22 protein-coding genes are annotated in these 23,980 nt (G+C 74.1%); all 22 read right to left on the bottom strand.

The window, feature by feature from the left end; translation table 11 throughout:
- Positions 1–98: 98 nt before the first annotated feature.
- The 22 genes from metK to AB0302_RS01920 all read right to left on the bottom strand — a co-directional run bounded on the left by metK (position 99) and on the right by AB0302_RS01920 (position 23,923).
- Complete coding sequence (gene metK / locus AB0302_RS01815; protein ID WP_366370353.1) at positions 99–1,361, bottom strand: methionine adenosyltransferase; 1,263 nt, start codon at positions 1,359–1,361, stop codon at positions 99–101.
- Positions 1,362–1,468: 107 nt separating this feature from the next.
- Positions 1,469–2,761 (bottom strand): bifunctional phosphopantothenoylcysteine decarboxylase/phosphopantothenate synthase, encoded by a 1,293-nt coding sequence (locus AB0302_RS01820; RefSeq protein ID WP_366370354.1) that lies wholly within the window; start codon positions 2,759–2,761, stop codon positions 1,469–1,471.
- A 7-nt stretch (positions 2,762–2,768) separates the two neighbouring features.
- Entirely contained in the window at positions 2,769–3,239 is a 471-nt protein-coding gene (gene rpoZ / locus AB0302_RS01825; protein ID WP_366370355.1) for a DNA-directed RNA polymerase subunit omega, read from the bottom strand.
- A gap of 62 nt (positions 3,240–3,301) precedes the next feature.
- Positions 3,302–3,946 carry a guanylate kinase gene (gmk, locus tag AB0302_RS01830; protein ID WP_248115595.1) on the bottom strand — a complete coding sequence of 215 codons (645 nt, stop codon included), beginning with the start codon at positions 3,944–3,946 and terminating at the stop codon, positions 3,302–3,304.
- A 69-nt stretch (positions 3,947–4,015) separates the two neighbouring features.
- Positions 4,016–4,330, bottom strand: coding sequence for an integration host factor, actinobacterial type (gene mihF, locus AB0302_RS01835; protein ID WP_248115596.1), 315 nt, complete (start codon positions 4,328–4,330; stop codon positions 4,016–4,018).
- Positions 4,331–4,466: 136 nt separating this feature from the next.
- Entirely contained in the window at positions 4,467–5,354 is an 888-nt protein-coding gene (gene pyrF, locus AB0302_RS01840; RefSeq protein ID WP_366370356.1) for an orotidine-5'-phosphate decarboxylase, read from the bottom strand.
- Positions 5,351–8,653 (bottom strand): carbamoyl-phosphate synthase large subunit, encoded by a 3,303-nt coding sequence (carB, locus tag AB0302_RS01845; protein WP_248115597.1) that lies wholly within the window; start codon positions 8,651–8,653, stop codon positions 5,351–5,353. Before carB ends, pyrF begins: the two co-directional genes overlap by 4 nt.
- Before the next feature lie 3 nt (positions 8,654–8,656).
- Positions 8,657–9,883, bottom strand: coding sequence for a glutamine-hydrolyzing carbamoyl-phosphate synthase small subunit (carA, locus tag AB0302_RS01850; protein ID WP_298711088.1), 1,227 nt, complete (start codon positions 9,881–9,883; stop codon positions 8,657–8,659).
- Entirely contained in the window at positions 9,880–10,524 is a 645-nt protein-coding gene (locus AB0302_RS01855) for a hypothetical protein (RefSeq protein WP_366370357.1), read from the bottom strand. The genes carA and AB0302_RS01855 overlap by 4 nt, the downstream gene beginning before the upstream one ends.
- Positions 10,521–11,903: a dihydroorotase gene (locus tag AB0302_RS01860; protein ID WP_366370358.1), complete on the bottom strand. Its 1,383-nt coding sequence runs from the start codon at positions 11,901–11,903 to the stop codon at positions 10,521–10,523. The genes AB0302_RS01855 and AB0302_RS01860 overlap by 4 nt, the downstream gene beginning before the upstream one ends.
- On the bottom strand, positions 11,900–12,922 hold the full coding sequence (locus tag AB0302_RS01865) for an aspartate carbamoyltransferase catalytic subunit (protein ID WP_366370359.1): 1,023 nt from the start codon (positions 12,920–12,922) through the stop codon (positions 11,900–11,902). Before AB0302_RS01865 ends, AB0302_RS01860 begins: the two co-directional genes overlap by 4 nt.
- A gap of 3 nt (positions 12,923–12,925) precedes the next feature.
- A complete protein-coding gene (gene pyrR, locus AB0302_RS01870; protein WP_319074232.1) occupies positions 12,926–13,543 on the bottom strand; it encodes a bifunctional pyr operon transcriptional regulator/uracil phosphoribosyltransferase PyrR in 618 nt (205 codons plus the stop codon).
- Positions 13,544–13,714: 171 nt separating this feature from the next.
- The gene (nusB, locus tag AB0302_RS01875; protein WP_248115603.1) at positions 13,715–14,164 is read right to left on the bottom strand and encodes a transcription antitermination factor NusB; all 450 of its coding nucleotides are present in this window, start codon (positions 14,162–14,164) and stop codon (positions 13,715–13,717) included.
- A complete protein-coding gene (efp, locus tag AB0302_RS01880; RefSeq protein ID WP_248115604.1) occupies positions 14,157–14,720 on the bottom strand; it encodes an elongation factor P in 564 nt (187 codons plus the stop codon). Before efp ends, nusB begins: the two co-directional genes overlap by 8 nt.
- A gap of 123 nt (positions 14,721–14,843) precedes the next feature.
- Positions 14,844–16,019 (bottom strand): 3-dehydroquinate synthase, encoded by a 1,176-nt coding sequence (aroB, locus tag AB0302_RS01885; protein WP_248115605.1) that lies wholly within the window; start codon positions 16,017–16,019, stop codon positions 14,844–14,846.
- Between the two features lie 17 nt (positions 16,020–16,036).
- The gene (locus AB0302_RS01890; protein WP_366370360.1) at positions 16,037–16,609 is read right to left on the bottom strand and encodes a shikimate kinase; all 573 of its coding nucleotides are present in this window, start codon (positions 16,607–16,609) and stop codon (positions 16,037–16,039) included.
- Between the two features lie 76 nt (positions 16,610–16,685).
- Positions 16,686–17,921, bottom strand: coding sequence for a chorismate synthase (gene aroC / locus AB0302_RS01895; protein WP_366370361.1), 1,236 nt, complete (start codon positions 17,919–17,921; stop codon positions 16,686–16,688).
- Between the two features lie 81 nt (positions 17,922–18,002).
- Positions 18,003–18,947, bottom strand: a complete 945-nt coding sequence (locus tag AB0302_RS01900) for a shikimate dehydrogenase (protein WP_366370362.1) — start codon at positions 18,945–18,947, stop codon at positions 18,003–18,005.
- Positions 18,944–20,308, bottom strand: coding sequence for an endolytic transglycosylase MltG (locus AB0302_RS01905; protein WP_366370363.1), 1,365 nt, complete (start codon positions 20,306–20,308; stop codon positions 18,944–18,946). The genes AB0302_RS01900 and AB0302_RS01905 overlap by 4 nt, the downstream gene beginning before the upstream one ends.
- The gene (gene ruvX / locus AB0302_RS01910) at positions 20,305–20,805 is read right to left on the bottom strand and encodes a Holliday junction resolvase RuvX (protein WP_248115610.1); all 501 of its coding nucleotides are present in this window, start codon (positions 20,803–20,805) and stop codon (positions 20,305–20,307) included. The genes AB0302_RS01905 and ruvX overlap by 4 nt, the downstream gene beginning before the upstream one ends.
- Entirely contained in the window at positions 20,802–23,513 is a 2,712-nt protein-coding gene (alaS, locus tag AB0302_RS01915; protein WP_366370364.1) for an alanine--tRNA ligase, read from the bottom strand. The genes ruvX and alaS overlap by 4 nt, the downstream gene beginning before the upstream one ends.
- Positions 23,510–23,923 carry a hypothetical protein gene (locus tag AB0302_RS01920; protein ID WP_319074222.1) on the bottom strand — a complete coding sequence of 138 codons (414 nt, stop codon included), beginning with the start codon at positions 23,921–23,923 and terminating at the stop codon, positions 23,510–23,512. Before AB0302_RS01920 ends, alaS begins: the two co-directional genes overlap by 4 nt.
- Between the last annotated feature and the right edge of the window lie 57 nt (positions 23,924–23,980).

Here is a 23,980-nt window from a genome sequence, read left to right on the forward strand (position 1 = left end):
CGGGTCCTCCGGCCAGCCCTCCGCGCTCTCGGGCAGGCGGGGCCGCGCCTCAGAGGCGGGAAGGGCGAACAGCGCGTCCGTGATGGCTCACACCCCGCTCAGACGCCGGCGGCGCGGCGCAGCTCTTCCACCCGGTCCGTGCGCTCCCACGTGAAGTCCGCCTCTTCGCGGCCGAAGTGGCCGTGCGCCGCCGTGCGGCGGTAGATGGGGCGCAGCAGGTTGAGATGCTTCACGATGGCCGAGGGTCGCAGGTCGAAGACCGCGTTCACGGCGTCGATGATCGTCTCGTCGGAGACGGCGCCCGTGCCGAAGGTCTCCACGTAGAGCCCCACGGGACGGGCGGAGCCGATGGCATAGGCCACCTGGAACTCGGCGCGCTTCGCGAGCCCTGCGGCCACCACGTTCTTGGCCACCCAGCGCAGCGCGTAGGCCGCGGAGCGGTCCACCTTCGACGGGTCCTTGCCCGAGAAGGCCCCGCCGCCGTGGCGGGCCATGCCGCCGTAGGTGTCGACGATGATCTTGCGGCCGGTCAGGCCGGCGTCGCCCACGGGCCCGCCGATGACGAACTTGCCGCCGGGGTTCACGATGATGCGCGTGTCCGAGGCGTCGAGGCCGGAGAGGTCGATGATCGGTCGGATCACGTGCTCCTCGACGTCGCGGCGCAGCTGCTCCTGGGAGACCACGTCGTGGTGCTGGGTGGAGACCACCACGGTCTCGACCGTGCGGGGCACGTGCTGCGCGTCGTACCCCACGGTGACCTGCGTCTTCCCGTCGGGCAGCAGGTACGGCATGGGCGAGTGCTCCTGCTGGCGCACCTTCGTCAGCCGCTCGGAGAGGCGGTGCGCGAGGTGGATGGGCATCGGCATGAGCGTGGGGGTCTCGTCCGTGGCGTAGCCGAACATGATGCCCTGGTCTCCCGCGCCCTGCTCGTCGTCGACGTCCGCGGAGCCGTACTCGCGCGCCTCGAGCGAGCGGGAGACCCCGGCGAAGATGTCCGAGGACTGCTGGCCGATGGAGATGCTGACGCCGCACTGGGCGCCGTCGAAGCCGTTGGCCGAGGAGTCGTAGCCGATGTCCAGGATGGTCTCGCGCACGAGCTTCGGGATCTCCACGTACGCGGACGTGTTGACCTCGCCGGCCACCTGGACGAGCCCCGTGGTGGTGAGCGTCTCTACGGCCACCTTCGCGGACGGGTCCGCGGCGAGGATGGCGTCCAGGATGGCGTCCGAGATCTGGTCGCAGATCTTGTCCGGGTGCCCGGCCGTGACGGACTCGGAGGTGAAGAGGCGGAGCTCACCGCCGCTCACCCCGCGGTACGGCTCGGTGGGTCGGGAGGGGCTCTGCTGGGCGGCATCGGTCATGCGTCCCACTCTAGAACAGCGGGCGGGCGGGGCACGGCGTCGTCCACAGCCGCGCGGCGCGCGGGCCGCGGCCGCCGCCGCGTCACGGCCGACGTCGAGGGAGCGGGTCAGGGGCCCGCGGCCACCTCGGCTGCCACGGCCTCGATGACGACTCCGGCCGCCTCCGCCTTGGTCCCCGCGCGGTGCAGCGGCGCGCGCCCGTCCGCGAAGAGCACCGTGACCTCCGTGAGGTCCTGGCCGAACACCTTGTCCGTCCCGACCTCGTTGACCACGAGCATCTCGCAACCCTTGCGGGCCAGCTTCGCGCGGCCGTAGTCGAGCACGGACGACGTGGCGTCCCCGGTCTCCGCGGCGAAGCCCACGATCACGGGGGCCATGGACTCCCCTGCGGCGCGCGTGCGGACGGCCGTGGCGAGCACGTCCGGGGTGCGCTCCAGGACGATGGTCGGAGCGCCGCCGTCGTCCGTCTTCTTGATCTTGGCCTGGGCCACCTGCGCCGGACGGAAGTCCGCGACGGCGGCGGCCATGATGAGCACGTCGGTGTCCGCGGCCTGGGACAGGACGGCGTCGAGCAGCTCCTGCGTGGACTCCACCCGGGTGACGTCGGCGCCCGCAGGCGGCTCGACGGACATGGCGGCGCCGATGAAGCGCACGCGCGCCCCCGCGGCCAGGGCGGCCTCGGCGAGGGCCACGCCCTGCTTGCCGGAGGAGCGGTTCCCGAGATAGCGCACGGGATCGAGCGGCTCGCGGGTGCCGCCGGCCGTGATCACGACGGTGCGCCCGGCCAGGGGGCCGTGCGGGACTGACTCGCCCGACGCGGCGGACGTCGACGCCGACGGGGCGGTCACGGCCGCCTCACGGTCCCTGGCGGGCGCGGCGATGGCCGCGGCCTGGGCGGCGGCCCAGATGTCCTCGGGCTCGGGCAGGCGGCCGGGGCCGGAGTCCCGGCCGGTGAGCCGGCCGGACGCCGGCTCCACCACGGTCACGCCGCGCTCGCGCAGCAGTGCCGTGTTGGCCCGCGTGGCGGGGTGGTGCCACATCTCCGTGTGCATGGCCGGGGCCAGCACGACGGGGCAGGTGGCCGTGAGCAGCACATTCCCCAGCAGGTCCGGCGCGAGCCCGGCCGCGGTGCGCGCGAGCAGGTCGGCCGTGGCCGGGGCCACCACCACCAGGTCGGCCGAACGGCCCACCCGGACGTGGTTCACCTCGTCCACGGCCTCGAACGTGTCCGTCCGCACGGGTCGCCCCGAGAGGGCCTCCCACGTGGGGGCGCCCACGAACTTCAGCGCGCTGGGCGTGGGGACCACGGTGACGCCGTGGCCCGCCTCCGTCATGAGACGCAGCAGGAGGGCGGACTTGTACGCGGCGATGCCGCCGCCGACCCCCAGCACGATCTCCATGGCGGGATCAGGACTCCTGCGCGTCCTCGTCGGCCGGCGCGCCGGCCTCGGGCTCCGCCTGCTCGCCCTCCTCGGCGCGCACGGCCTCGCCCGCCTCGGCGATCTCGGCGGGGTCGCCCACGGGCTGGCCGGCGTCCGAGTGCTCGAGGAGCGAGAAGGGGTCGTCGTCGCCCGGGAGGGAGAAGTCGCCGAAGTCCTCGGCGGCGAGGTCGGCCGCGGGGGTGGGCTCCTGCTCCTCGCGGGAGACCAGCAGGTCCGACTCGATCTCGCGCAGCGAGATGGAGAGGGACTTCTCGTTCAGGGAGGTGTCCACGAGGGGGCCCACGTACTCGAAGAGGCCCTCGTGGAGCTGCGAGTAGTAGGCGTTGATCTGGCGAGCGCGCTTGGCGGCGAAGAGCACCAGGGCGTACTTCGAGTCCACCCGCTCCAGGAGGGAGTCGATGGGCGGGTTGACGATGCCGTCGTACTGTTCGGTCACGAGTTCTCCAGAGTCTGTCGCTGTCTTCACTGGCCCGGTTCCCGCCGGGCGGCGGCCAGGTCCTAGGCCTGGGGCGAACGGCGCTCGGGGTCCAGCCCCATGAGTCTCACCAGTTCATCGGCGGCCCGCTCGACGGTGTCGTTCACGACGACGGCGTCGAACTCGGGTTCCGCGGCGAGCTCCAGTCTAGCCGTATCCAGACGGCGCCGCTGTTCCTCGGGTCCCTCGGTGCCGCGCCCGACGAGCCGGGACACCAGCTCGTCCCAGCTCGGCGGGGCGAGGAACACGAAGGTGGCGTCCGGCATCGACCGCCGCACCTGGCGGGCACCCTGGAGGTCGATCTCGAGGAGCACGTGGCGTCCGGCCGCCACGGCCTCCTCGACGCGGTCCCGCCGCGTGCCGTAGCGGTTGAGCCCGTGCACCACGGCCCACTCGAGCATCTGGTCCCGCTCCACCAGCTCGTCGAACTCCTCGGGCGAGGTGAAGAAGTAGTGCACCCCGTCCTGCTCGCCCGGCCGGGCCGGGCGGGTGGTGGCGGAGACCGAGAGCCAGGCCTGGGGGAAGTGGTCCCGGACGTAGGCGGAGACGGTGCCCTTGCCCACGGCGGTGGGCCCGGCCAGCACGGTCACGCCGGGGCCGGGGGCGACGACGGCGGTCCGCGCGGCGGGGATGGCGGGCACCGGGCCCTGGTCGTTCAGCTCGGTCACGCGCGCTCCTGGGACGGCGGCCGGGCTCACCGCGATACGGCGCTCACCGGTCCGCGACGGGGGTGGGGGTCACCGGCCAATATAGGCGATCAGCGCCTCGCGCTGGCGCCGGCCCAGTCCCCTGAGGCGCCGCGGCGCGGAGATCTCGCACGCCTCCATGACGGCCTGGGCGCGGACCTCCCCCACGCCGGGGAGCGCCTGGAGCAGGTCCACGGTGCGCAGCCGGGCGATCGCCGGATCGGCGTCCGCGCGCTCGAAGACATCGTGGAGGGTGACCTCGCCCTCCGCGAACGAGGCCTTCAGCGCGGCACGCGCCTGCCGCGCCTCGAGTGCCTTCGAGCGCGCCTCGGCCCGCTCGGCCGTGCTGAGTTCCCGCAGTGCCATGGGCCGCCCCCTTCTCTGTCGCGCGATGCGCGGCGTCACCGAACCGTTCGATGTTCAACGGATCGGAGAATCACCGATCTGAGAGGGGAAGATACCACTTCGTGTGCCGTCGGTCACTTGGCGCGCAGGAGTCATGTCATCCACCCAGGTCAGCGCGACTCTGCTCGAGGGAGGCGATCAGGCCCGCCAGGGTCGGCCCCGCCGCGAGGATGCCGCGGGAGGACGTCGCCAGCACCTGCGGCCACGCCGGGCCGAAGCCCGCGCGCATGCCCGCGGCCGTGGCGCCCTGGGCGCCGAAGCCGGGCGCCAGCAACGGGCCGCCCGCGTCCTCGAGCCGCATGCCCAGTCGCGCGGCCTCCTCGGCGACGGTCGCCCCGACGACGAGCCCCACGGGCCCCCACTCGCCGGGTGCGGCCAGCCGGGCGTTGAGCTCGGCGGCGGCCTCCGTGATCCGTCGTGCGACGGCGCCGCCCTCCTCCCCCACGCCCACGTGCTGCACGTCGCGACCCTCGGGGTTCGAGGTGAGCGCGAGCACGAACACGCCGCGTCCGGCGGCGTGCGCGGTCTCCGCGGCGGCGGTCAGCGTCCCGAAGCCCAGATACGGGCTCAGGGTCACCGCGTCGGCGGCCAGCGGGGAGGCGTCCTCGAGCCACGCGGCGGCGTAGCCCGCCATCGTGGAGCCGATATCCCCCCGCTTGGCGTCCGCGATGGTGAGCACGCCCGCGGCCCGGGCCTCGGAGAGGAGCCGCTCGAGGGCCGCGAAGCCGGCCGATCCGTGGCGCTCGTACAGGGCCACCTGGGGCTTCAGGGCCGCGACGCGCGGGCACTCACCGCCCGCGGCGGCCTCGAGGGCGGTGAGGGAGAAGGACTCCAGGCCCGCGGCCGTGTCCGGCAGCCCCCACGCCCGCAGCAGGACGGGATGCGGGTCCACGCCCAGGCACAGCGGCCCGGCCGCCGCCATGGCGTCGGCGAGGCGCCGCCCGAACGGCGTGCGCGAGGCCCGTGCGGCGCACTCTTCGCTCACGCGGACGCCCCGGCGCGCACGGCCTGCTGGAGGCGCTCGTCGTGCTCCTGGAGGGAGGTCACGCTCCACTCGTAGGTGCGCATCGCCTCGATCGCCTGCAGGCACGCAGCGAACTCGGCGACGGTCGTGATCACCGGCACGCCCAGCGAGGTCGCGGCCGCGCGGATCTCGTAGCCGTCCGTGCGGGCGTCGCCGCCCGAGGGCGTGTTGAGCACCAGGTCCACGGTCCCGGCGTGCAGCTGCTCGAGCACCGTGCCCACGCCGTCCTCGCGTCCGGCCTCGGCGATCTTCGCCACGGTCTCCGCGGGGATCCCGTTGCGGCGCAGCACCTCGGCGGTGCCGCCCGTGGACACGACCTGGAAGCCCAGGTCCACGAGGCGCTTGGCCTGCCCGACGACGGCCCGCTTGTCCCGGTTGGCCACCGAGACGAACACGCGGCCCTGGGTGGGCAGCGGGCCGCCCGCGGCTGCCTGGGACTTGGCGAAGGCCGTGTCGAAGTACTTGTCGATGCCCATGACCTCGCCGGTCGAGCGCATCTCCGGGCCGAGCAGCGAGTCGACGACGCGCCCCTCCCTGGTCCGGAAGCGGGTGAAGGGCAGGACGGCCTCCTTGACCGCGACGGACGCGCCCAGGGGGAGCGAGCCGCCGTCGTAGGCCGTGGGCAGGACGCCCGCGTCCTGGAGGTCCGCGATCGAGCGGCCCACGCCGATGAGCGCGGCGGCCTTGGCCAGCTGCACGCCCGTGGCCTTGGACACGAACGGCACCGTACGGGACGCGCGGGGGTTCGCCTCGATGACGTAGAGGACGTCCGAGGCCAGCGCGAACTGGATGTTGATGAGGCCGCGCACGCCCACGCCCTCGGCGATCAGCCGGGTGGCGCGGTGCACGCGCTCCACCACGTCCGGGCCGAGGGTCACGGGCGGGAGCACGCACGCCGAGTCGCCGGAGTGGATGCCGGCCTCCTCGATGTGCTCCATGACGCCGCCGAGGTAGAGCTCCGTGCCGTCGAACAGCGCGTCGACGTCGATCTCGATCGCGTCCTCGAGGAAGCGGTCCACGAGCATCGGCTTGTCCGGGGTGATCTCGGTCGCGTGCGTCACGTAGTGCGCCAGCGCCTCCTCCGTGTAGACGATCTCCATGCCGCGGCCGCCGAGCACGTAGGACGGGCGGACCAGCACGGGGTAGCCGATCTCGTCCGCCACGCGCTTGGCGTCCTCGAAGGACACCGCGGTGCCGTTCTTCGGGGAGATCAGCCCGGCCGCGTCGAGCACGCGGGCGAACTCCCCGCGGTGCTCGGCGAGGTCGATCGCCGCCGGGGAGGTGCCGAGGACCGGCACGCCGGCGTCGGCGAGCTGCTGGGCGAGCTTGAGCGGGGTCTGGCCGCCGAGCTGGACGAAGACGCCCAACACGCCGCCGGAGGCCTCCTCCGCCGCGATGACCTCGAGGACGTCCTCGAGGGTGAGCGGCTCGAAGTACAGGCGGTCCGAGATGTCGTAGTCCGTGGAGACGGTCTCGGGGTTGCAGTTGACCATGACGGTCTCGTACCCGGCCTCACGCAGCGCCATGGTGGCGTGCACGCACGAGTAGTCGAACTCGATGCCCTGGCCGATGCGGTTGGGGCCCGAGCCGAGGATGACCACGGACTTCCCCTCGTGCGGGGTCACCTCGGTCTCGAGGTCGTAGGACGAGTAGCGGTAGGGCGTGAACGCCTCGAACTCGGCGGCGCACGTGTCCACGGTCTTGAACACGGGCCGGACGCCGAGGGCGTGGCGGACGCCGCGGACCACGTCGGGGTCCATGTGGCGCAGGCGGCCGATCTGCTCGTCCGAGAAGCCGTGCCGCTTCGCGCGGCGCAGCAGGTCCTCCGTGAGCTGCTCCGCGGTGCGGACCTCGTCGGCGACCTCGTTGACCAGCATGAACTGGTCCAGGAACCACGGGTCGATCGCGGTGGCCTCGAAGGCCTCCTCGAGCGTGGCGCCGGCGTACAGGGCCTGCTGGGTCTGGGCGAGGCGCTGCGTGGTGGCGGTGCGGGCCCGCTCGAGGAGGGCCTTCGGATCCGCGTCCCGGTCGAAGGCGAGCTCGGAGCCCTTCTGCTCGAGGGAGCGCAGCGCCTTCTGGAGCGCCTCCGTGAAGTTGCGGCCTATGGCCATGGCCTCGCCCACGGACTTCATGGTGGTGGTGAGCGTGGGGTCCGCGGCGGGGAACTTCTCGAACGCGAAGCGCGGGACCTTCACCACCACGTAGTCGAGCACCGGCTCGAAGGAGGCGGGCGTCTTGCGGGTGATGTCGTTGGGGATCTCGTCCATCGTGTAGCCCAGGGCCAGCTTCGTGGCGATCTTGGCGATCGCGAAGCCGGTGGCCTTCGAGGCCAGCGCGGAGGAGCGGGACACGCGGGGGTTCATCTCGATGACGACGACGCGGCCGTCCTCCGGGTTCACGGCGAACTGGATGTTGCAGCCGCCCGTGTCCACGCCGACCTCGCGGATGACGTTGATGGAGATGTCGCGCAGCTTCTGGTACTCGCGGTCCGTGAGCGTCATGGCCGGGGCCACGGTGATCGAGTCGCCGGTGTGCACGCCCACGGGGTCGACGTTCTCGATCGAGCAGACCACCACGACGTTGTCGTTGCGGTCGCGCATCATCTCGAGCTCGTACTCCTTCCAGCCGAGGATCGACTCCTCGAGGAGCACCTCGGAGGTCGGGCTGTACTGCAGGCCCTGCCCGCAGATGCGGTGCAGGTCGGCCTCGTCGTAGGCCATGCCGGAGCCGAGCCCGCCCATCGTGAAGGACGGGCGCACCACCACGGGGTACTTCAGGTCCTCGACGGCGGCGAGGGCCTCCTCCATCGTGTGCACGATGTGCGAGCGCGCGGATTCGCCGCCGGAGCGCTCCACGACGCCCTTGAACTTCTCGCGGTTCTCGCCGAGCTCGATCGCGGCGATGTTGGCGCCGATGAGCTCCACGCCGTACCGCTCCAGCACGCCGTCCCTGTCGAGGGCGATCGCGGTGTTCAGCGCGGTCTGCCCGCCCAGGGTGGGCAGGACGGCGTCCGGACGCTCCTTCTCGATGATCTTGGCGACCACCTCGGGCGTGATGGGCTCGACGTAGGTGGCGTCGGCCAGCTCGGGGTCGGTCATGATCGTGGCCGGGTTGGAGTTGACGAGGACCACGCGGATCCCCTCCTCCTTGAGCACGCGGATGGCCTGCGTGCCGGAGTAGTCGAACTCCGCGGCCTGGCCGATCACGATGGGGCCGGAGCCGATGACCAGGACGGACTTCAGGTCGGTGCGCTTGGGCATGGATCAGGCTCCTTCGGGGGTGGCGGACGGGGTGGCCGCGGCCGGCGCGCCGGCGGAGCGGCGCTCGGCGAGCATGGCGGCGAAGCGGTCGAACAGGCCCAGCGAGTCGTGCGGACCCGCGGCGGCCTCGGGGTGGAACTGCACGGAGAACGCGGGCCGGTCGACGAGGCGCAGCCCCTCCACGACGTCGTCGTTGAGGGACCAGTGGGAGACCTCGACGCGGCCGTAGCGGGCCTCGGGGGCCTGAACGACCTCGCCGATGGGCGCGTCGACGGCGAAGCCGTGGTTCTGCGAGGTGATCTCCACGCGGCCGGTGGCCTTGTCCATGACGGGCTGGTTGGGGCCGCGGTGGCCGAACGGCAGCTTGTAGGTGCCGAAGCCCAGGGCGCGGCCGAAGATCTGGTTGCCGAAGCAGATGCCGAAGTAGGGCAGCTCCGCGTCCAGCACCCGGCGCAGGGTCTCCACCTGCGCGTCGGCGGTGGCGGGGTCGCCGGGACCGTTGGAGAGGAACACGCCGTCCGGCTCGACCGCCTGGATCTCGGCGAAGCCGGCGGTGGCGGGCAGCACGTGCACGCGGATGCCGCGAGCGGCCAGGTGGCGAGGGGTGGCGGCCTTGATGCCGAGGTCGAGGGCGGCGACCGTGGCGATCGGCTCCCCCTCCCAGCCGTGGTCGGCGGGCTCGACGACGTAGCCGGACTCCGCCGTGACCGTCTCGGCGAGGCGCGCGCCCTCCATGGCCGGGGCAGCGCGGACCTCGGCGAGCAGCTCCGCCTCGGGGCGCTGCGCGTCCGCACCGGAGAAGATGCCGGCGCGCATGGCGCCCGAACTGCGCAGCAGGCGCGTGATCGCCCGGGTGTCCACGCCCTGGATGCCGACGATCCCCTGCGCCGTGAGCTCCTCGTCGAGGGAGCGCTCGGCACGCCAGTTGGAGGGGCGGCGGGCGGCGTCGCGCACCACGTAGCCGGCCACCCACATGGCGCGGGACTCGCGGTCCTCGTCGTTGACGCCGGTGTTGCCGATGTGCGGAGCGGTCTGGACCACGATCTGGCGGGCGTAGGAGGGGTCGGTCAGGGTCTCCTGGTAGCCGGTCATGCCGGTGGTGAAGACGGCCTCGCCGAGGGTGGTGCCGCGCGCGCCGTAGGCCCGGCCCCGGTGCACGGAGCCGTCCTCGAGGACGAGGAGGGCGCGGTCGTCGGTGCCGGCGGCGGTGCCGGGGGTCGGGGTGCTCATCGGGGGTTCTCCTGTCCTGCGGGGTCCGCGGTGGCGGTCCGGGCGCGGTCGATGATGGTCTGGAGCGCGTCGACGACGCGGTGGCGGTCCTCGGTGCGCTGCGGGCGGAAGGCCGAGGTGAGGGCGGCGTCGCCGAGGCGCCAGCCCCACGCGGCGAGCCCGCCCGGCTCGGTGAACTTGCCGGCGATCCCGGCGGAGTGCCCGACGGCGGTGAGATCGGAGGCCGGCACGAACAGGGCGTCCATCCCGGGGCGCAGGACCAGCAGGCCGGGGTGGGCGCCGGCGGCGTGCACCTCGAGGCGGGCCCTCGAGCGCAGGCCGAGGCCGTGCACGGCCACGCGGTCCAGGCGGCTCTCCTCCCGCACCGTGCCCACGTACATCCCCTCGACGGCGAGGGCCGGCTCCTGCTCGTACAGCGCGGCGGGGGCGGCGGCCGGAGCGGGGATGCCGGACTGGGCGCGGCGCCGGGAGCGCCACCCCCATGCCAGCAGCGCGAGGATCACGGCGATCGTCAGGAGCGTCGCCACGACGATGGGCAGCCACACGCCGCTGTAGTCCTTCCCCGGGGCCGTCGGGGGAACGGGACGCGCGGCGAGCACACCCTCCAGGCGCGCGAGGGCGTCGAAGCGCGGCCCGGTCACCGGCTCGCCTCGCCGGTCTCGGCGGCCGCGGGATGGCGGTAGGGCGTGGCGGGGGCGCCGTCGGCGACCACGCGGTGCCCGCGGTAGAGGGTGTGCACGGTGGCGCCCGGGAGCTCCATGCCGCGGTACGGGCTGTTGCGCGAGCGCGTCAGGTGGGCCTCGGGGTCCACGGTGCGGCGCACCGAGGGGTCCCACACCACCAGGTTCGCGACCGCGCCGACGCGCGGGGCGCCGTCGTCCTCGGCCTGGCCCTGGTCGGTGAGGCCCGCGATGCGGGCCGGGTTCACGGAGAGCACGCGGGCCACGCCGGCCCAGTCGAGCAGCCCCGTCTCCACCATGGCCTGCTGCACCACGGGCAGGGCGGTCTCCAGGCCCGTCATGCCCATCGCGGCGACCGTCCACTCGCACTGCTTCGTCTCGGGCGTGTGCGGGGCGTGGTCGGTGCCGACGGTGTCGATCGTGCCGTCGGCCAGGGCCTCGCGCAGCGCCATGACGTCGGCCTCGCGGCGCAGCGGCGGGTTCACCTTGTACACCGGGTCGTACGAGCGCACGAGCTCCTCGGTGAGGAGGAGGTGGTGCGGGGTGACCTCCGCGGTGACACGCACGCCCTGCTCCTTGGCCCAGCGGATGAGGCGCACGGAGCCCTCGGTGGAGACGTGGCAGACGTGCAGGCGGGAGTCCACGTGCTGGGCGAGCAGCACGTCGCGGGCGATGATCGCCTCCTCGGCCACGGCGGGCCAGCCGGGCAGGCCGAGGATCCCGGAGAGCTCGGACTCGTTCATCTGGGCGCCGGCGGTGAGCTTGGGCTCCTGGGCGTGCTGGGCCACGAACCCGCCGAAGGACTTCACGTACTCGAGCGCGCGGCGCATGAGCACGGCGTCGTGCACGCACATGCCGTCGTCGGAGAACATCCGCACGCGGGCCTGGGAGTCGGCCATCGCGCCGAGGTCGGCGAGGGCCTCGCCGGCCAGGCCCACGGTCACGGCGCCCACGGGGTGCACGTCGCACCAGCCGGCGTCGCGGCCCAGGCGCCAGACCTGCTCGACGACGCCCGCGGTGTCCGCGGTGGGGGTCGAGTTGGCCATGGCGTGCACGGAGGTGAAGCCGCCCATCGCGGCGGCGCGGGTGCCGGTCTCCACGGTCTCCGCGTCCTCCTTGCCGGGCTGACGCAGGTGGGTGTGGAGGTCCACGAGCCCGGGCAGGACGATCAGGCCGGTGCAGTCGAGCACCTCGGCGGCGCCGGCGGCCGGGTGGGCGGACACGTCCGGGCCGACGGCGGCGACCAGGCCGTCCACCACGAGGACGTCGGCGCTCTCTCCGGAGGCGAGGGCGGCGCCGCGCAGCAGCACGGGGGCGGGGCGGGTGACGGGAGCGCTCACGGGCGGACCTCCTGGAGGGGCTGGGCGGGCGCGGCGGAGGGCCGGCCGGGATCGTCGTGGTTGAGGACCAGGTGCAGGACGGCCATGCGCACGGACACGCCGTTGGCCACCTGCTCGAGGGCCGTGTTGCGGGGCGAGTCGGCCGCCGCGGGGCAGATCTCGAGGCCCCGGTTCATCGGCCCCGGGTGCATCACGAGCGGCTGCGCGAGGCGGCCGCCGCGCTGGGCGGAGAGCCGCGCGAACCGGTCCGCGGTCAGGCCCCACGAACGGGTGTACTCCCCCGCGGACGGGAAGAACGCGCCGCCCATGCGCTCGGCCTGCACGCGCAGCATCATGACGGCGTCGGGGGCGGCGGCGAGGGCCTCGTCCAGCGAGTAGGTGACGCGGCACGGCCACGCGTCCACGCCGACGGGCAGGAGGGTGGGCGGCGCGGCGAGGGTGACCTCCGCCCCCAGCGTCGTCAGGAGCCAGACGTTGGAGCGGGCCACGCGGGAGTGCAGGATGTCCCCCACGATCACCACGTGCATGCCGGCCAGGTCGGTGCCCGTGGGCGCCGCGCCGGTCTCGGCGGCCAGGTGGCGGCGCAGCGTGAAGGCGTCCAGCAGCGCCTGCGTGGGGTGCTCGTGGGTGCCGTCGCCGGCGTTCACCACGGCCGAGCCGACCCAGCCGGAGTCGGCCAGCTGACGGGCCGCGCCGGAGGACCAGTGGCGCATGACGATCGCGTCCGCGCCGATCGCCTCGAGCGTCTGGACGGTGTCCTTGAGGGACTCGCCCTTGGAGACGGAGGAGCCCTTCGCGGAGAAGTTGATCACGTCCGCCGAGAGGCGCTTGGCGGCCGCCTCGAAGGAGATGCGCGTCCGGGTGGAGTCCTCGAAGAAGAGGTTCACCACGGTGCGGCCGCGCAGGGCGGGCAGCTTCTTGACCTCGCGCTCGTTGACGGCCGCCATCTCCTCGGCGGTGTCCAGCACGGCGAGGGCGTCTTCGCGGCTGAGGTCGGCGGTGGAGAGCAGGTGGCGCACGGCTCAGGCCTCCTTGCCGGCGGGCGCGGACGGGGCGTCGGCGATGCTCACGGTGTCTTCGACGACCTCCCCGGTGCCCGCGGGGCCGTCCACCTCCGTGAGGCGGACCTGCACGCGCTCGGCGGTGGAGGTCGGAAGGTTCTTTCCCACGAAGTCTGCCCGGATCGGCAGCTCGCGGTGCCCGCGGTCCACGAGGACGGCGAGCCGGACGGCGGCGGGGCGGCCCAGGTCGGCGATCGCGTCGAGCGCGGCGCGGACGGTGCGCCCGGAGAAGAGGACGTCGTCCACGAGCACGACGACGGCGTCGTCGAGGGGGTGGGCGGGCAGGCGCGTGGGGGCCGGGGTGCGGGCTGCGCTGCGGCGCAGGTCGTCCCGGTACAGGGTGACGTCCACCTCGCCGACGCAGGCCTCGGGGTCGAAGCCCGGGTCGATGCGGTGCAGCACGGTGCCCAGGCGGTGCGCCAGCGGGACGCCGCGGCGCGGGATCCCCATCAGCACGAGGGAGTCCGCGCCCTTGTTGGACTCGAGGATCTCATGGGCGATCCGGGTCAGGGCCCGGTCGATCTCGGCCGCGGTCAGCACGGTCCGGGCAGCACGAGGTGCGGTGGGAGCTCGTCCCATCCGGCGCCTCCTTCCCCGCCTCACAGGACGGTCGTTAAAGGATGCGAAAGGGGTGTGTCCGACGGTCGGGGGCACCGTCCGCGGGCGAGTCCGACTCTACCAGTGGGGCCTGCGCGGGACGCCCGATGACGTCCCGCGCGGGCCTCGCGTCGGGTGTGATCCGCGTCCCGCTCAGGCGAGCAGCGTCGGCTTCACCTGCTGGAGACGGCCGAGGAGGCCGTTGACGAACTCCGGGGAGTCGTCCGTGGAGAGCTGCGCGGCCAGGGCCACGGCCTCGGACACGGCGACGGCGTCCGGCACGTCGTCCTGGAACAGCAGCTCCCACGCGCCCACGCGCAGGATCGCGCGGTCCACGGCGGGCATGCGGTCCAGGCTCCAGCCGCGGGAGTACGAGGTCAGGGCCTCGTCCAGGCGCTCCTGGTCGGCGATGACGCCCTCGACGAGCAGCTGCGTGTAGGCGTTCACCTGCAGGTCGGTCTGGGAGCGCCGGGTCTCGATGCCCTGGAGCACGGTGGTCCCGCGCTGCTCGGCCTCGAAGAGGATCTCCACCGCCCGCTGCCGGGAGCGGCTGCGCGCCGTGGTCCCCCGCTTGGCGCCGGGGGCGGAGGCGGCATCAGTCATTGACGCGGCCCAGGTAGTCGCCGTTGCGGGTGTCCACCTTGACGCGGGTGCCCTGCTCCACGAACAGCGGGACCTGGATCTCGGCACCGGTCTCCACGGTGGCGGGCTTGGTGCCCGCGGAGGAGCGGTCGCCCTGCAGGCCCGGCTCGGTGTAGGTGATCTCCAGGACCACGGACGCCGGCATCTCGAGGTACAGCGGGGTGCCCTCGTTGAGGGCGATGACCACCTGGGTGTTCTCGAGCATGTACTTCGCGGCGTCGCCCACCACGGCGGCCGGGACGGTGATCTGGTCGTAGGTCTTCGTGTCCATGAACACGTAGTCCGCGCCGTCCTGGTACAGGTACTGGTAGTCCGAGCGGTCCACGATGGCGAACTCCACCTTGGTGCCCGCGTTGAAGGTCTTGTCCACGACCTTGCCGCTGGTGATGTTGCGCATCTTGGTGCGCACGAACGCCCCGCCCTTGCCGGGCTTCACGTGCTGGAACTCGATGACGTTCCAGAGCTGGCCCTCCAGCTTCAGGACGGAGCCGTTCTTGATGTCATTGGTCGTTGCCACGAAGGTCTCCCGGTGCCTGGGGCGGGCGCGCAGCGGCCCGCCGGTCTTCTCAGTCGTTGATTGCGCGTGCCAGTCTACGCAGTGCACGCCCCCGGCCCGTCCTGCAGGAGGGGCGGGGCCGCCTCACTCCGCGATCTCCTGGTACGCCGCGAAGAGCAGCGAGGCGTCCGGGACGTCCACCGTCACGGGGCTGGCCAGCCCGTCGAGCAGGACGAAGCGCAGCTGGTCCCCGCGGTTCTTCTTGTCCCGGCGGATGCCCTCGAGGAGGGTCTGCCAGCGGTCGCCGCGGTAGGACACCGGCAGGCCCAGGGACTGCAGCACGGCCCAGTGGCGGTCCGCGGTGGCGTCGTCCAGCCGGCCCAGGGAGCGGGCCAGCTCGGCCGCGAACACGAGGCCGACGGACACGGCTGCGCCGTGGCGCCACTGGTAGCGCTCGGCGTGCTCGATCGCGTGGCCCATGGTGTGCCCGTAGTTGAGGGCCTCCCGCGGACCGGACTCGCGCAGGTCCCGGGAGACCACCTCGGCCTTGACCCGGATGGCGCGCTCGATCAGCTCCCGCAGGCGCGGCGAGTGGGGGTTCTGCGCCTGGGCCGGGTCCTCCTCGATCAGCTCGAGGATCGCCGGGTCCGCGATGAACCCGCACTTGACCACCTCCGCCAGGCCCGAGATGAGCTCGTTGGCCGGCAGCGTCAGGAGGGTGTCGAGGTCCGCCAGCACGCCGGCGGGCGAGTGGAACGCGCCGACGAGGTTCTTGCCCTCGGCGGTGTTGATGCCGGTCTTGCCGCCCACGGCGGCGTCCACCATGCCCAGCAGGGTGGTGGGCATGTGCACCACGCGCACGCCGCGCAGCCACGTCGCGGCCACGAAGCCCGCCAGGTCGGAGACGGCGCCGCCGCCCACGGAGACGATCGCGTCCGAGCGGGTGAAGTCGTTCTGGCCCAGGACCTGCCAGCAGAAGCCCGCCACCTGGAGGTGCTTGCCCTCCTCGGCGTCCGGGATCTCGGCGGTCAGGGCCGTGAGGCCGCTGGCCTCGAGGTCCGTCTTCACGACGTCGCCCGTCGCCCGCAGGGCGCGGGGGTGGACCACCAGCACCCGCTGCACGCCGGGGCCCAGGATGTCGGGCAGGCGAGCGAGCAGGCCACGGCCCACGACGACGTCGTAGCCCCCCTGGGCGGCGTTCTCGTGGCCGCCGCCCACCGGGATGACGGTGGCGTCCTCGGGGCGGTCGGCGCCGGGCGCGTCGGCTCCCGGCTCACCGGCGGGATCGAGCTCGGACGGGTCCGGATGTCGCTCGGTCATGGGTGGGTCTCATTCCTTCAGCGGGGGCAGATCCCCTCCACGATACGCCAGGCGAGCTCGCGGGCCGGATCTGACGTGGTGTCCACCACGAGGTCGGCGACCTCGTGGTAGAGGGGATCGCGCTCCGCCAGGACCCGGCTCCACGTGCCGGCCGGGTCCCCCGCGAGCACGGGGCGCCCGGCACCGCTGTCGAGCCGGCGCAGCGCCTCGGCCTCCGTCACGCGCAGGTACACGACCGCGACCTCGGGGCGGGAGAGCAGCGACCGCGTCCCGGGCGAGAGCACGGCGCCGCCGCCGCTGGCCAGGACGCACGGCACGGCGCGGCTCAGGACGTGCTCGATCACCCGTGCCTCCTCGGCCCGGAACGCCCGCTCGCCGTGCTCGGCGAAGAAGGCGGGGATGGGTCCGTGGACCTGCACGAGGAGGTCGTCGGAGTCCACGAACGCCAGCCCCGTGGCCTCGGCCAGGGCGCGCCCGACGGTGGTCTTCCCCGCGCCCATGGGCCCCACGAGCACGAGGCCGCGCCGCGTGCCGGCGTCCTCCCCCGCCCTGGCCGACGCGGCGAGCCGCGCCTCGAGGGCGCCGGCCATCGCGTCCCACGGCCGAGCCGTGCAGGGCCCCGGGACGGGGTGGGTCGCCGGGCAGGCGGCCGTCACGGCGCGGGCCTCACGGGAGGGGGTCGCCCATGGGGCCGTCGGCGGGGGCGTCCCCCGCAGGCTCGGGCAGCGCGGGGATCGCGGCCGTGAAGGCCTCCAGGTTGCGCCGGGTCTCCCCGAGCGAGTCGCCGCCGAACTTCTCCATCACGGCATCGGCCAGCACGAGCGCGACCATGGCCTCGGCGACGATGCCCGCGGCGGGCACCGCCGCGACGTCCGAGCGCTGGTGGTGCGCCGTGGTCTCGGCGCCGGTGGCCACGTCCACGGTCGGCAGCGCGCGCGGGACGGTGGCGATGGGCTTCATCGCCGCGCTCACGCGCAGCACCTCGCCCGTGGACATGCCGGCCTCGATGCCGCCGGCGCGGTCGCTCGTGCGACGCGGTCGGCCGCCGTCGCCGCGGGCGATCCCGTCATGGGCCGCCGAGCCGCGGCGGGAGGCGGTGGCGAAGCCGTCGCCCACCTGGACGCCCTTGATGGCCTGGATGCCCATGAGGGCGCCGGCCAGACGCGCGTCGAGCCGACGGTCCCCGTGCACGTGCGAGCCGAGGCCGATCGGCACGCCATAGGCCAGGACCTCCACGACGCCGCCGAGGGTCTCCCCCTCCTTGTGCGCCGCGTCCACCTCGGCCACCATCGCGGCCGAGGTCTCCGGGTCGAGGCAGCGGACGGGGTCGGCGTCGAGCCGGGCCTCGTCCTCGGGCACGGGGAAGGCGTGGTCCGCGGGCAGGGTGGCCGCTCCGAACGCGACGGTGTGCGAGACGATCCGCACGCCGAGCTCGGCGAGGAACGAGCGGGCCACGGTGCCGAGGGCCACGCGCGCGGCGGTCTCGCGGGCCGAGGCGCGCTCCAGCAGGGGGCGGGCGTCGTCGAAGCCGTACTTCTGCATGCCGGTGAGGTCGGCGTGGCCGGGACGCGGGCGGGTCAGCTTCGCGTTGCGCGCGAGCCCCGCGAGCTCCTCGGCCGGCACGGGATCGGCCGCCATCACCTTCTCCCACTTGGGCCACTCGGTGTTGGCCACCTGGATCGCCACGGGCGAGCCCAGCGTCAGGCCGTGCCGCACGCCGCCGAGCACGGTGACGGCGTCCTGCTCGAACGACATCCGCGCGCCGCGGCCGTAGCCGAGGCGACGGCGCGCGAGCGCGTCCGCGATCGCCTCCGTCGTCACCGGGATCCCGGCGGGGAGACCTTCGAGGATTCCTGTCAGGGCGGGGCCGTGAGACTCTCCCGCTGTCAACCAGCGCACCATGCCGACGATCCTCTCACGCAGGCGGGGCGCCGCCGCCGGATGTGACCGGCGGCGTCGCCCGCGGGCCGTGCCGGCGGCGGGTCAGGCCCCGGCCACGCCGAGTGCCCGGGCGGCCGCGGCCGTGACCGCGGCCCAGTCCGGCTCCGGCGCACCGGCCTCCCGGCGGGGCCGAGCGGTGAAGAGGCGCACCTGCTCCACGCCCTGGTGCAGCAGCATCGCGACGCCGGACACGACCGCCCCTCCGTGGCCGGACCACGCGTGGGCGAGGGCGGAGGGCCACGGGTCGTACGCGGCGTCCAGCAGGGGCGGCAGCGCCCCGCCCTCGGGGAGGCACGGGGCGAGGGGGTCGGCGGCGCGGGGCGGCAGGGTGGCGACGAGCGCGCGCAGGTCCGGGGCCAGGGCCAGGAGCTCGGCCTGTGCCATGACCTCCACCCGGAGCCCGAGCCCGGCCGCGAGGTCTGCGACGTCCGCGGCGCGGGACGGTTCCCGCACGCCGAACGCGACGGCGTCGGCGCCGAGCTGCCACGCGGCCAGCACCGCGGCGGCCGCGGTGCCGCCGTTGCCGAGCACACCCATGGCACCGCCGCGGGCGGCGGGGTCCAGCCCTGCGGTGCGCAGGGCACCGACCACCCCGTCGACGTCCGTGTTGTGGGCCAGCAGGGCGCCCGGATGGTCCGGGTGGTCGCGCACGAGCGTGTTCGCCACGCCCAGCAGGCGCACCCGGTCCGTCAGGACGTCGGCCTCGGAGACCACCGCCGTCTTGAGCGGCATGGTGACGGAGACGCCCAGCCAGTCCTCCCCGGGGTCGGCGGCGCCGGATCCCGTCGCCCCGGAGGCCCTCCCGAGGCGGTCCCGCACGAAGGCGGGCAGCTCGTCCGGGCCGAGGTCGTGGCGGTCGTAGACCACGGGCAGGCCGAGGGCCGCGTAGGCGGCCCCGTGCAGCGTCGGGGAGAGCGAGTGCGCGATCGGGCGGCCGATCACGCCGGCGCGCAGGCGGACCCCCGGGGGCGCCGGGGCGGCGCTCACCCGCACACGTCCGGGTTGGAGGCGCAGTACTTCTGGAACTCGCGCTGGTGGGCGCGGTGCTCCTCGTACGTCTTCGAGAACTCGGTGTGCCCCGTGGCGATGTCGGTGGTCACCCAGTAGTAGTCCTCGGACGGCTCGGGGTGCACGGCGGCCTCCACCGCGGCGTCGGAGGGCATGCCGATCGGCCCCGGCGGCAGACCCCGGTGCTGGTAGGTGTTGTAGGGGTTGGACGAGTCGGCGCGCTGGGCCTTGGTGAACTGGAGGCTGCGCGCCTCAAGCCCGTAGTTGACGGCCGAGTCGATCTGCAGCAGGCCGTGGGTCTCCGTGTTGTCCGGCGCGAGCCGGTTCTCGATGATGCCCGCGACCCGCGCGTAGTCCCGTGGCAGGGCCTCGGCCTCGAGGAGGGAGGCCAGGGTGACCACGCGCATCCGCTCGTCGGCGTCGCTCACCCCCTGCTCGTCGAGGAACTCGAGGCGCGGGCGCACGAGCCTGTCCAGAATCTGCTCCGGGGTCGAGTCCACGGAGATCCGGTACTCCCCCGGGTCGAGCCACCCCTCGAGCGAGTCGGCCCCCTCGGGGACGCCGTACCGCTGCGGATCGCTGGCCGCGGCGTCGAACTCCTCGCGGGAGTGGCCCGTGGACTCCACGAGGGCGTCCAGCGTCTCCGTGAGCCACTGGCCGCGGTTGACGAGCACGTAGTGCACGGCGCCCTGGTCCCGGCCCTGCAGCACGGCGAGGGCGTCGGCGGCGGGCATGCGCTCGCGCAGCACGAAGTCGCCGGCACCGATGGGCCGTTCGCCCGACTCCTCGGCCTCGCGCCGCAGCGCCGAGGCCGAGCCGACGATGCCCTTCTCGTCCAGGCGCTCCGCCACGGACTGCAGGGACTCCCCCGGGCGGACGGTGAACGTGACCTCCTCGCCCGAGGCCTCGGCGTGGTCCGCCCCGGCGAGCATGGAGCGCAGCGCCAGTGCGGCCACGACCACGAGGGCCGCCGCCACGGCGAGCAGGACCACCCGGCCGCGGCGCCGCCGGTCCCCCCGTCCCGTGCCGGCCGCGCGGGCCGAGCCGTTCATGACGGGGCGCCGTGCGGTGCCGCCGACGACGGACGGGCCCGCGGCGCGCGACCCCCGCCCGCGATCCACGGCTCCAGCCCGGCGCGGGGAGCGTCCGGCGCGCAGCCGTCCCAGTGTGCCCGCGAGGGCGCCCCCGCGGACCGGCGGCGGGGCGGGCGCGGGCTCCGGCTCGCCGGGCTCCTCGGCGTCCGAGAGGTCCGCGGTGAGGTCCTCGTGCTCCACGAAGCCGAACACGTCGAGATCGTCGTCCTCCGGGTCGTGGTCGTAGCCCCGGCGTGTCTCGTTCACGGCGTCTCCTCCGTCGTGGCCGGCTGCCCGGCCCAGGCGCCCGTGCGGCGCTGCTCGTCGATGGCCGCCTGCAGGATGGCGACGGCCGCCGCCTGGTCGATCACCGACCGGCTGTCCTTCACGGTGCGGCCGGCGCTGCGCAGGCCCGCCTGGGCTGTGACCGTGGAGAGGCGCTCGTCCACGAGGTGGACGGGGACCGGACGGCCCGCGGCGCCGAGGGCGCGCTCGAGGCGCGCCGCGTAGTCGAGGGCGTCCTGCGTGGACGGCGTGTGCTCCCCGCGCAGGTTGACCGGCAGCCCCACGTACACCACCACGGCCTCGTGCTCGTCCACGTGGCGCACGAGCTCGCCGAGGTCACGGCCGTGCCTCGCGTCCCGCCGCAGCGTGGCCACGGGGGTGGCGAGGAGGCCGTCCGGGTCGGACGAGGCGACGCCGACGCGCGCGCGGCCGACGTCCACCCCGATCGCGCGCCCGCGGCGCACCTCCCACGAGCTCACGCCGCGGCCACCGCCGCCCGCACAGCGTCGAGGGCCGCGGCCACGGCGGAGGCGTCCTGACCGCCACCCTGGGCCACGTCGTCCTTGCCGCCGCCCCCGCCGCCGAGCACGCGCGTGGCGGTCTTGACCATGGCGCCGGCCTTGAGGCCCGCCGCGCGGGCGGCCTCGTTGGTGGCGACGACGACGAGCGGGCGTCCCTTCGCCTCACCGGTGAGCGCGACGAGCACGGGGGTGCCGGCCGCGTTGCCGCCGGCGGACTCGATGCGCGAGCGCAGGTCGAGCACGAGGGTGCGCAGCTGGTCGCCCGCCACCTCGCCGGCGTGGTGGGTGAGGACCCGCACCGCCGTGCCGGCCGTCGTCGTGACGTCCTGCGCGCCCGCGGCGAGCTGGCCCGCCTGCGCCTGCAGCTGCTTCGCCTGGAGGTCGGCGATCTGCTTCTCGGCCGCCTTGAGGCGGTCCATCGTGGCGGAGATGCGGTCCTTGAGCTGGTCGGCCGGGGCCTTGAACATCTCCGAGAGGTCCGAGACGAGGGTGCGCTCGGTGGCCAGGTGGCGGAAGGAGTCCAGGCCCACGAGCGCCTCGACGCGGCGGTTGCCCGAGCCGACCGACTGCTCGCCGAGCAGGGTCAGAGAGCCGATCTGCGCGGTGCGGCCCACGTGGGTGCCGCCGCACAGCTCGCGGGACCAGGCGCCGTCGATCTCGACGACACGCACGCGGTCCCCGTACTTCTCGCCGAAGAGGCTCATGGCGCCGAGCGCGCGGGCCTCCTCGATGCCCATCTCCTGGGTGAGGACCTGGTGGTCGTCCCGGATGGCGATGTTGACGACGTCCTCGATCTCCGAGCGTGCGCCCGCCGAGACGGACTCCGCCCAGCGGAAGTCGAAGCGCAGGTAGCCCTCCTTGTTGAAGGAGCCGGACTGCGTGGCGTCGGGGCCCAGGACCTGGTGCAGGGCGGCGTGCACGAGGTGCGTGCCCGAGTGCGCCTTCTCGCCGTCGAGGCGGCGCTGCAGGTCGATCTGGCCGAGCGCCTCGGCGCCCACGGGCACCTCGCCCTCGAGCACCCTGACCCTGTGCACCGAGAGGCCCTTGACGGGCGCCTGGACGTCGAGGACCTCGAGGCGGAAGCCGTCGCCGGTGATGAGGCCGGTGTCGGCCGCCTGGCCGCCGGACTCGGCGTAGAACGGGGTGGCGTCCAGGACCAGCTCGAGCTCGGTGCCCGCTGCCGCCGAGGGGACCTCGGCCCCGTCGGAGAGCAGCCCGCGGATCACGGACTCGGTGGTGTGCTCGGTGTAGCCCGTGAAGTGGGTCTGGCCCTCGGAGCGCAGGCGCTGGTACACGGCGGTGTCCGTGTGGCCGGACTTCTTGGCCTTGGCGTCCGCGCGGGCGCGGTCGCGCTGCTCGGTCATCAGGGTGCGGAAGCCCGCCTCGTCGACGGCGACGCCGGCCTCCTCGGCGATCTCGAGGGTCAGCTCGATCGGGAAGCCGTAGGTGTCGTGCAGCTCGAAGGCGTCCGCGCCCCCGATGCCCGTCCCGCCCGTCTTCGCGGCGCCGACGGCGGCGTCCAGGCGCGCGGTGCCCGCGGCGATGGTGCGCAGGAACGCCTTCTCCTCGGCATAGGCGATGCGGGAGATGCGGTCGAACTCGTCCGCCACCACCGGGTAGACGCCCTTCATGGCATCGCGGGAGACGGGCAGCAGCTCGGGGAACACGGGCTCGGTGACGCCCATCAGGCGCAGGGCGCGGACCACGCGGCGGATGAGGCGGCGCAGCACGTAGCCACGGCCCTCATTGCCTGGGCGAACGCCGTCGCCGATCAGCATGAGGGAGGAGCGCACGTGGTCGGCCACCATGCGCAGGCGCACGTCGTCCTCGTAGTGCGGGTCCGCGGGATCCTCGGTGGAGGTGTAGTCCCGGCCGGCCAGCTGCGCGGCGCGGTCGAGAACGGGGCGGACCTGGTCCGTCTCGTACATGTTCTCCACGCCCTGGAGGATCATCGCGAGGCGCTCGAGGCCGAGGCCGGTGTCGATGTTCTTGTTCTGCAGCTCGCCGGCCACGTCGAAGTCGTCCTTCGAGCGCACCGCGGAGAGCCGGTACTGCATGAACACGAGGTTCCAGATCTCGATGTAGCGGGTGTCGTCCGCCTCCGGGCCGCCCTCGGCGCCGTACGCGGGGCCGCGGTCGTAGAAGATCTCGGAGCACGGGCCGCCGGGGCCGGGCTGGCCCGTGTTCCAGTAGTTGTCGTCCTTGCCCATGCGCTGGATGCGCTCGGCGGGCACGCCGACCTCCTCGCGCCAGATACGGGCGGCCTCGTCGTCCTCCTCGTACACCGTGACCCACAGCCGGTCCGGGTCCAGGCCGAAGCCGCCCTCGTCCACGGAGGACGTCAGGAGCTCCCAGGCCAGGGGGATGGCCTTCTCCTTGAAGTAGTCGCCGAAGGAGAAGTTGCCGCACATCTGGAAGAACGTGCCGTGGCGGACGGTCTTGCCGACCTCCTCGATGTCCGCGGTGCGGATGCACTTCTGCACGGACACGGCGCGCGGCGCCGGCGGGGTCTGCTCGCCCAGGAAGTAGGGGATGAAGGGCACCATGCCAGCCACGGTGAAGAGCAGCGACGGGTCCGGGGACACCAGCGAGGCCGAGGGCACCGGGCGGTGGCCCTGCTGCTCGAAGTAGGCCGTCCAGCGGCGTGCGATCTCCTGCGACTTCATGCGGTGGGGTCCTTCGAGATGGTGGTGGTGGACGGGGAGGCGGTGGTGCGGGGCGCACGTGCGGGCGGCGCGGACGACGACGGCGTGTCCAGCGTCTCCCCCGCGATGACGGTGGCGCGCGTGGCGAGGGCGGAGACCCACGGCGGGGCGTCCGTCTTGAGGCGCTCGGTGAAGCGGTTCACGCCCTCGGCGAGGGCCGTGGCCGCGGCGTCGCCGGCCGCCTGGCCGAGGTCCTGGGCGATCGTGTCCGGGTCGATCCCGGCGCGCTGGGCGAAGCGGCGCCCCAGGTCGGGGGCGCCGTGCGCGGCGGAGGGGCGGGCGGCGTCGGGCTCGACGAGCGGGCCGAACGCGCGGTGGGCGTACCACCCCGCGGCGGAGCCGGCGGTCAACAGCAGCAGCGAGCGGAGCATGGCTGGCCCTCCTTCGGGAGCGTGCGGATACCGGGTTCACCCTACCGGGACGCGCGG

Origin of the sequence: Micrococcus sp. NPDC078436 (assembly GCF_040702705.1) — a bacterium.
GTDB lineage: Bacteria > Actinomycetota > Actinomycetes > Actinomycetales > Micrococcaceae > Micrococcus.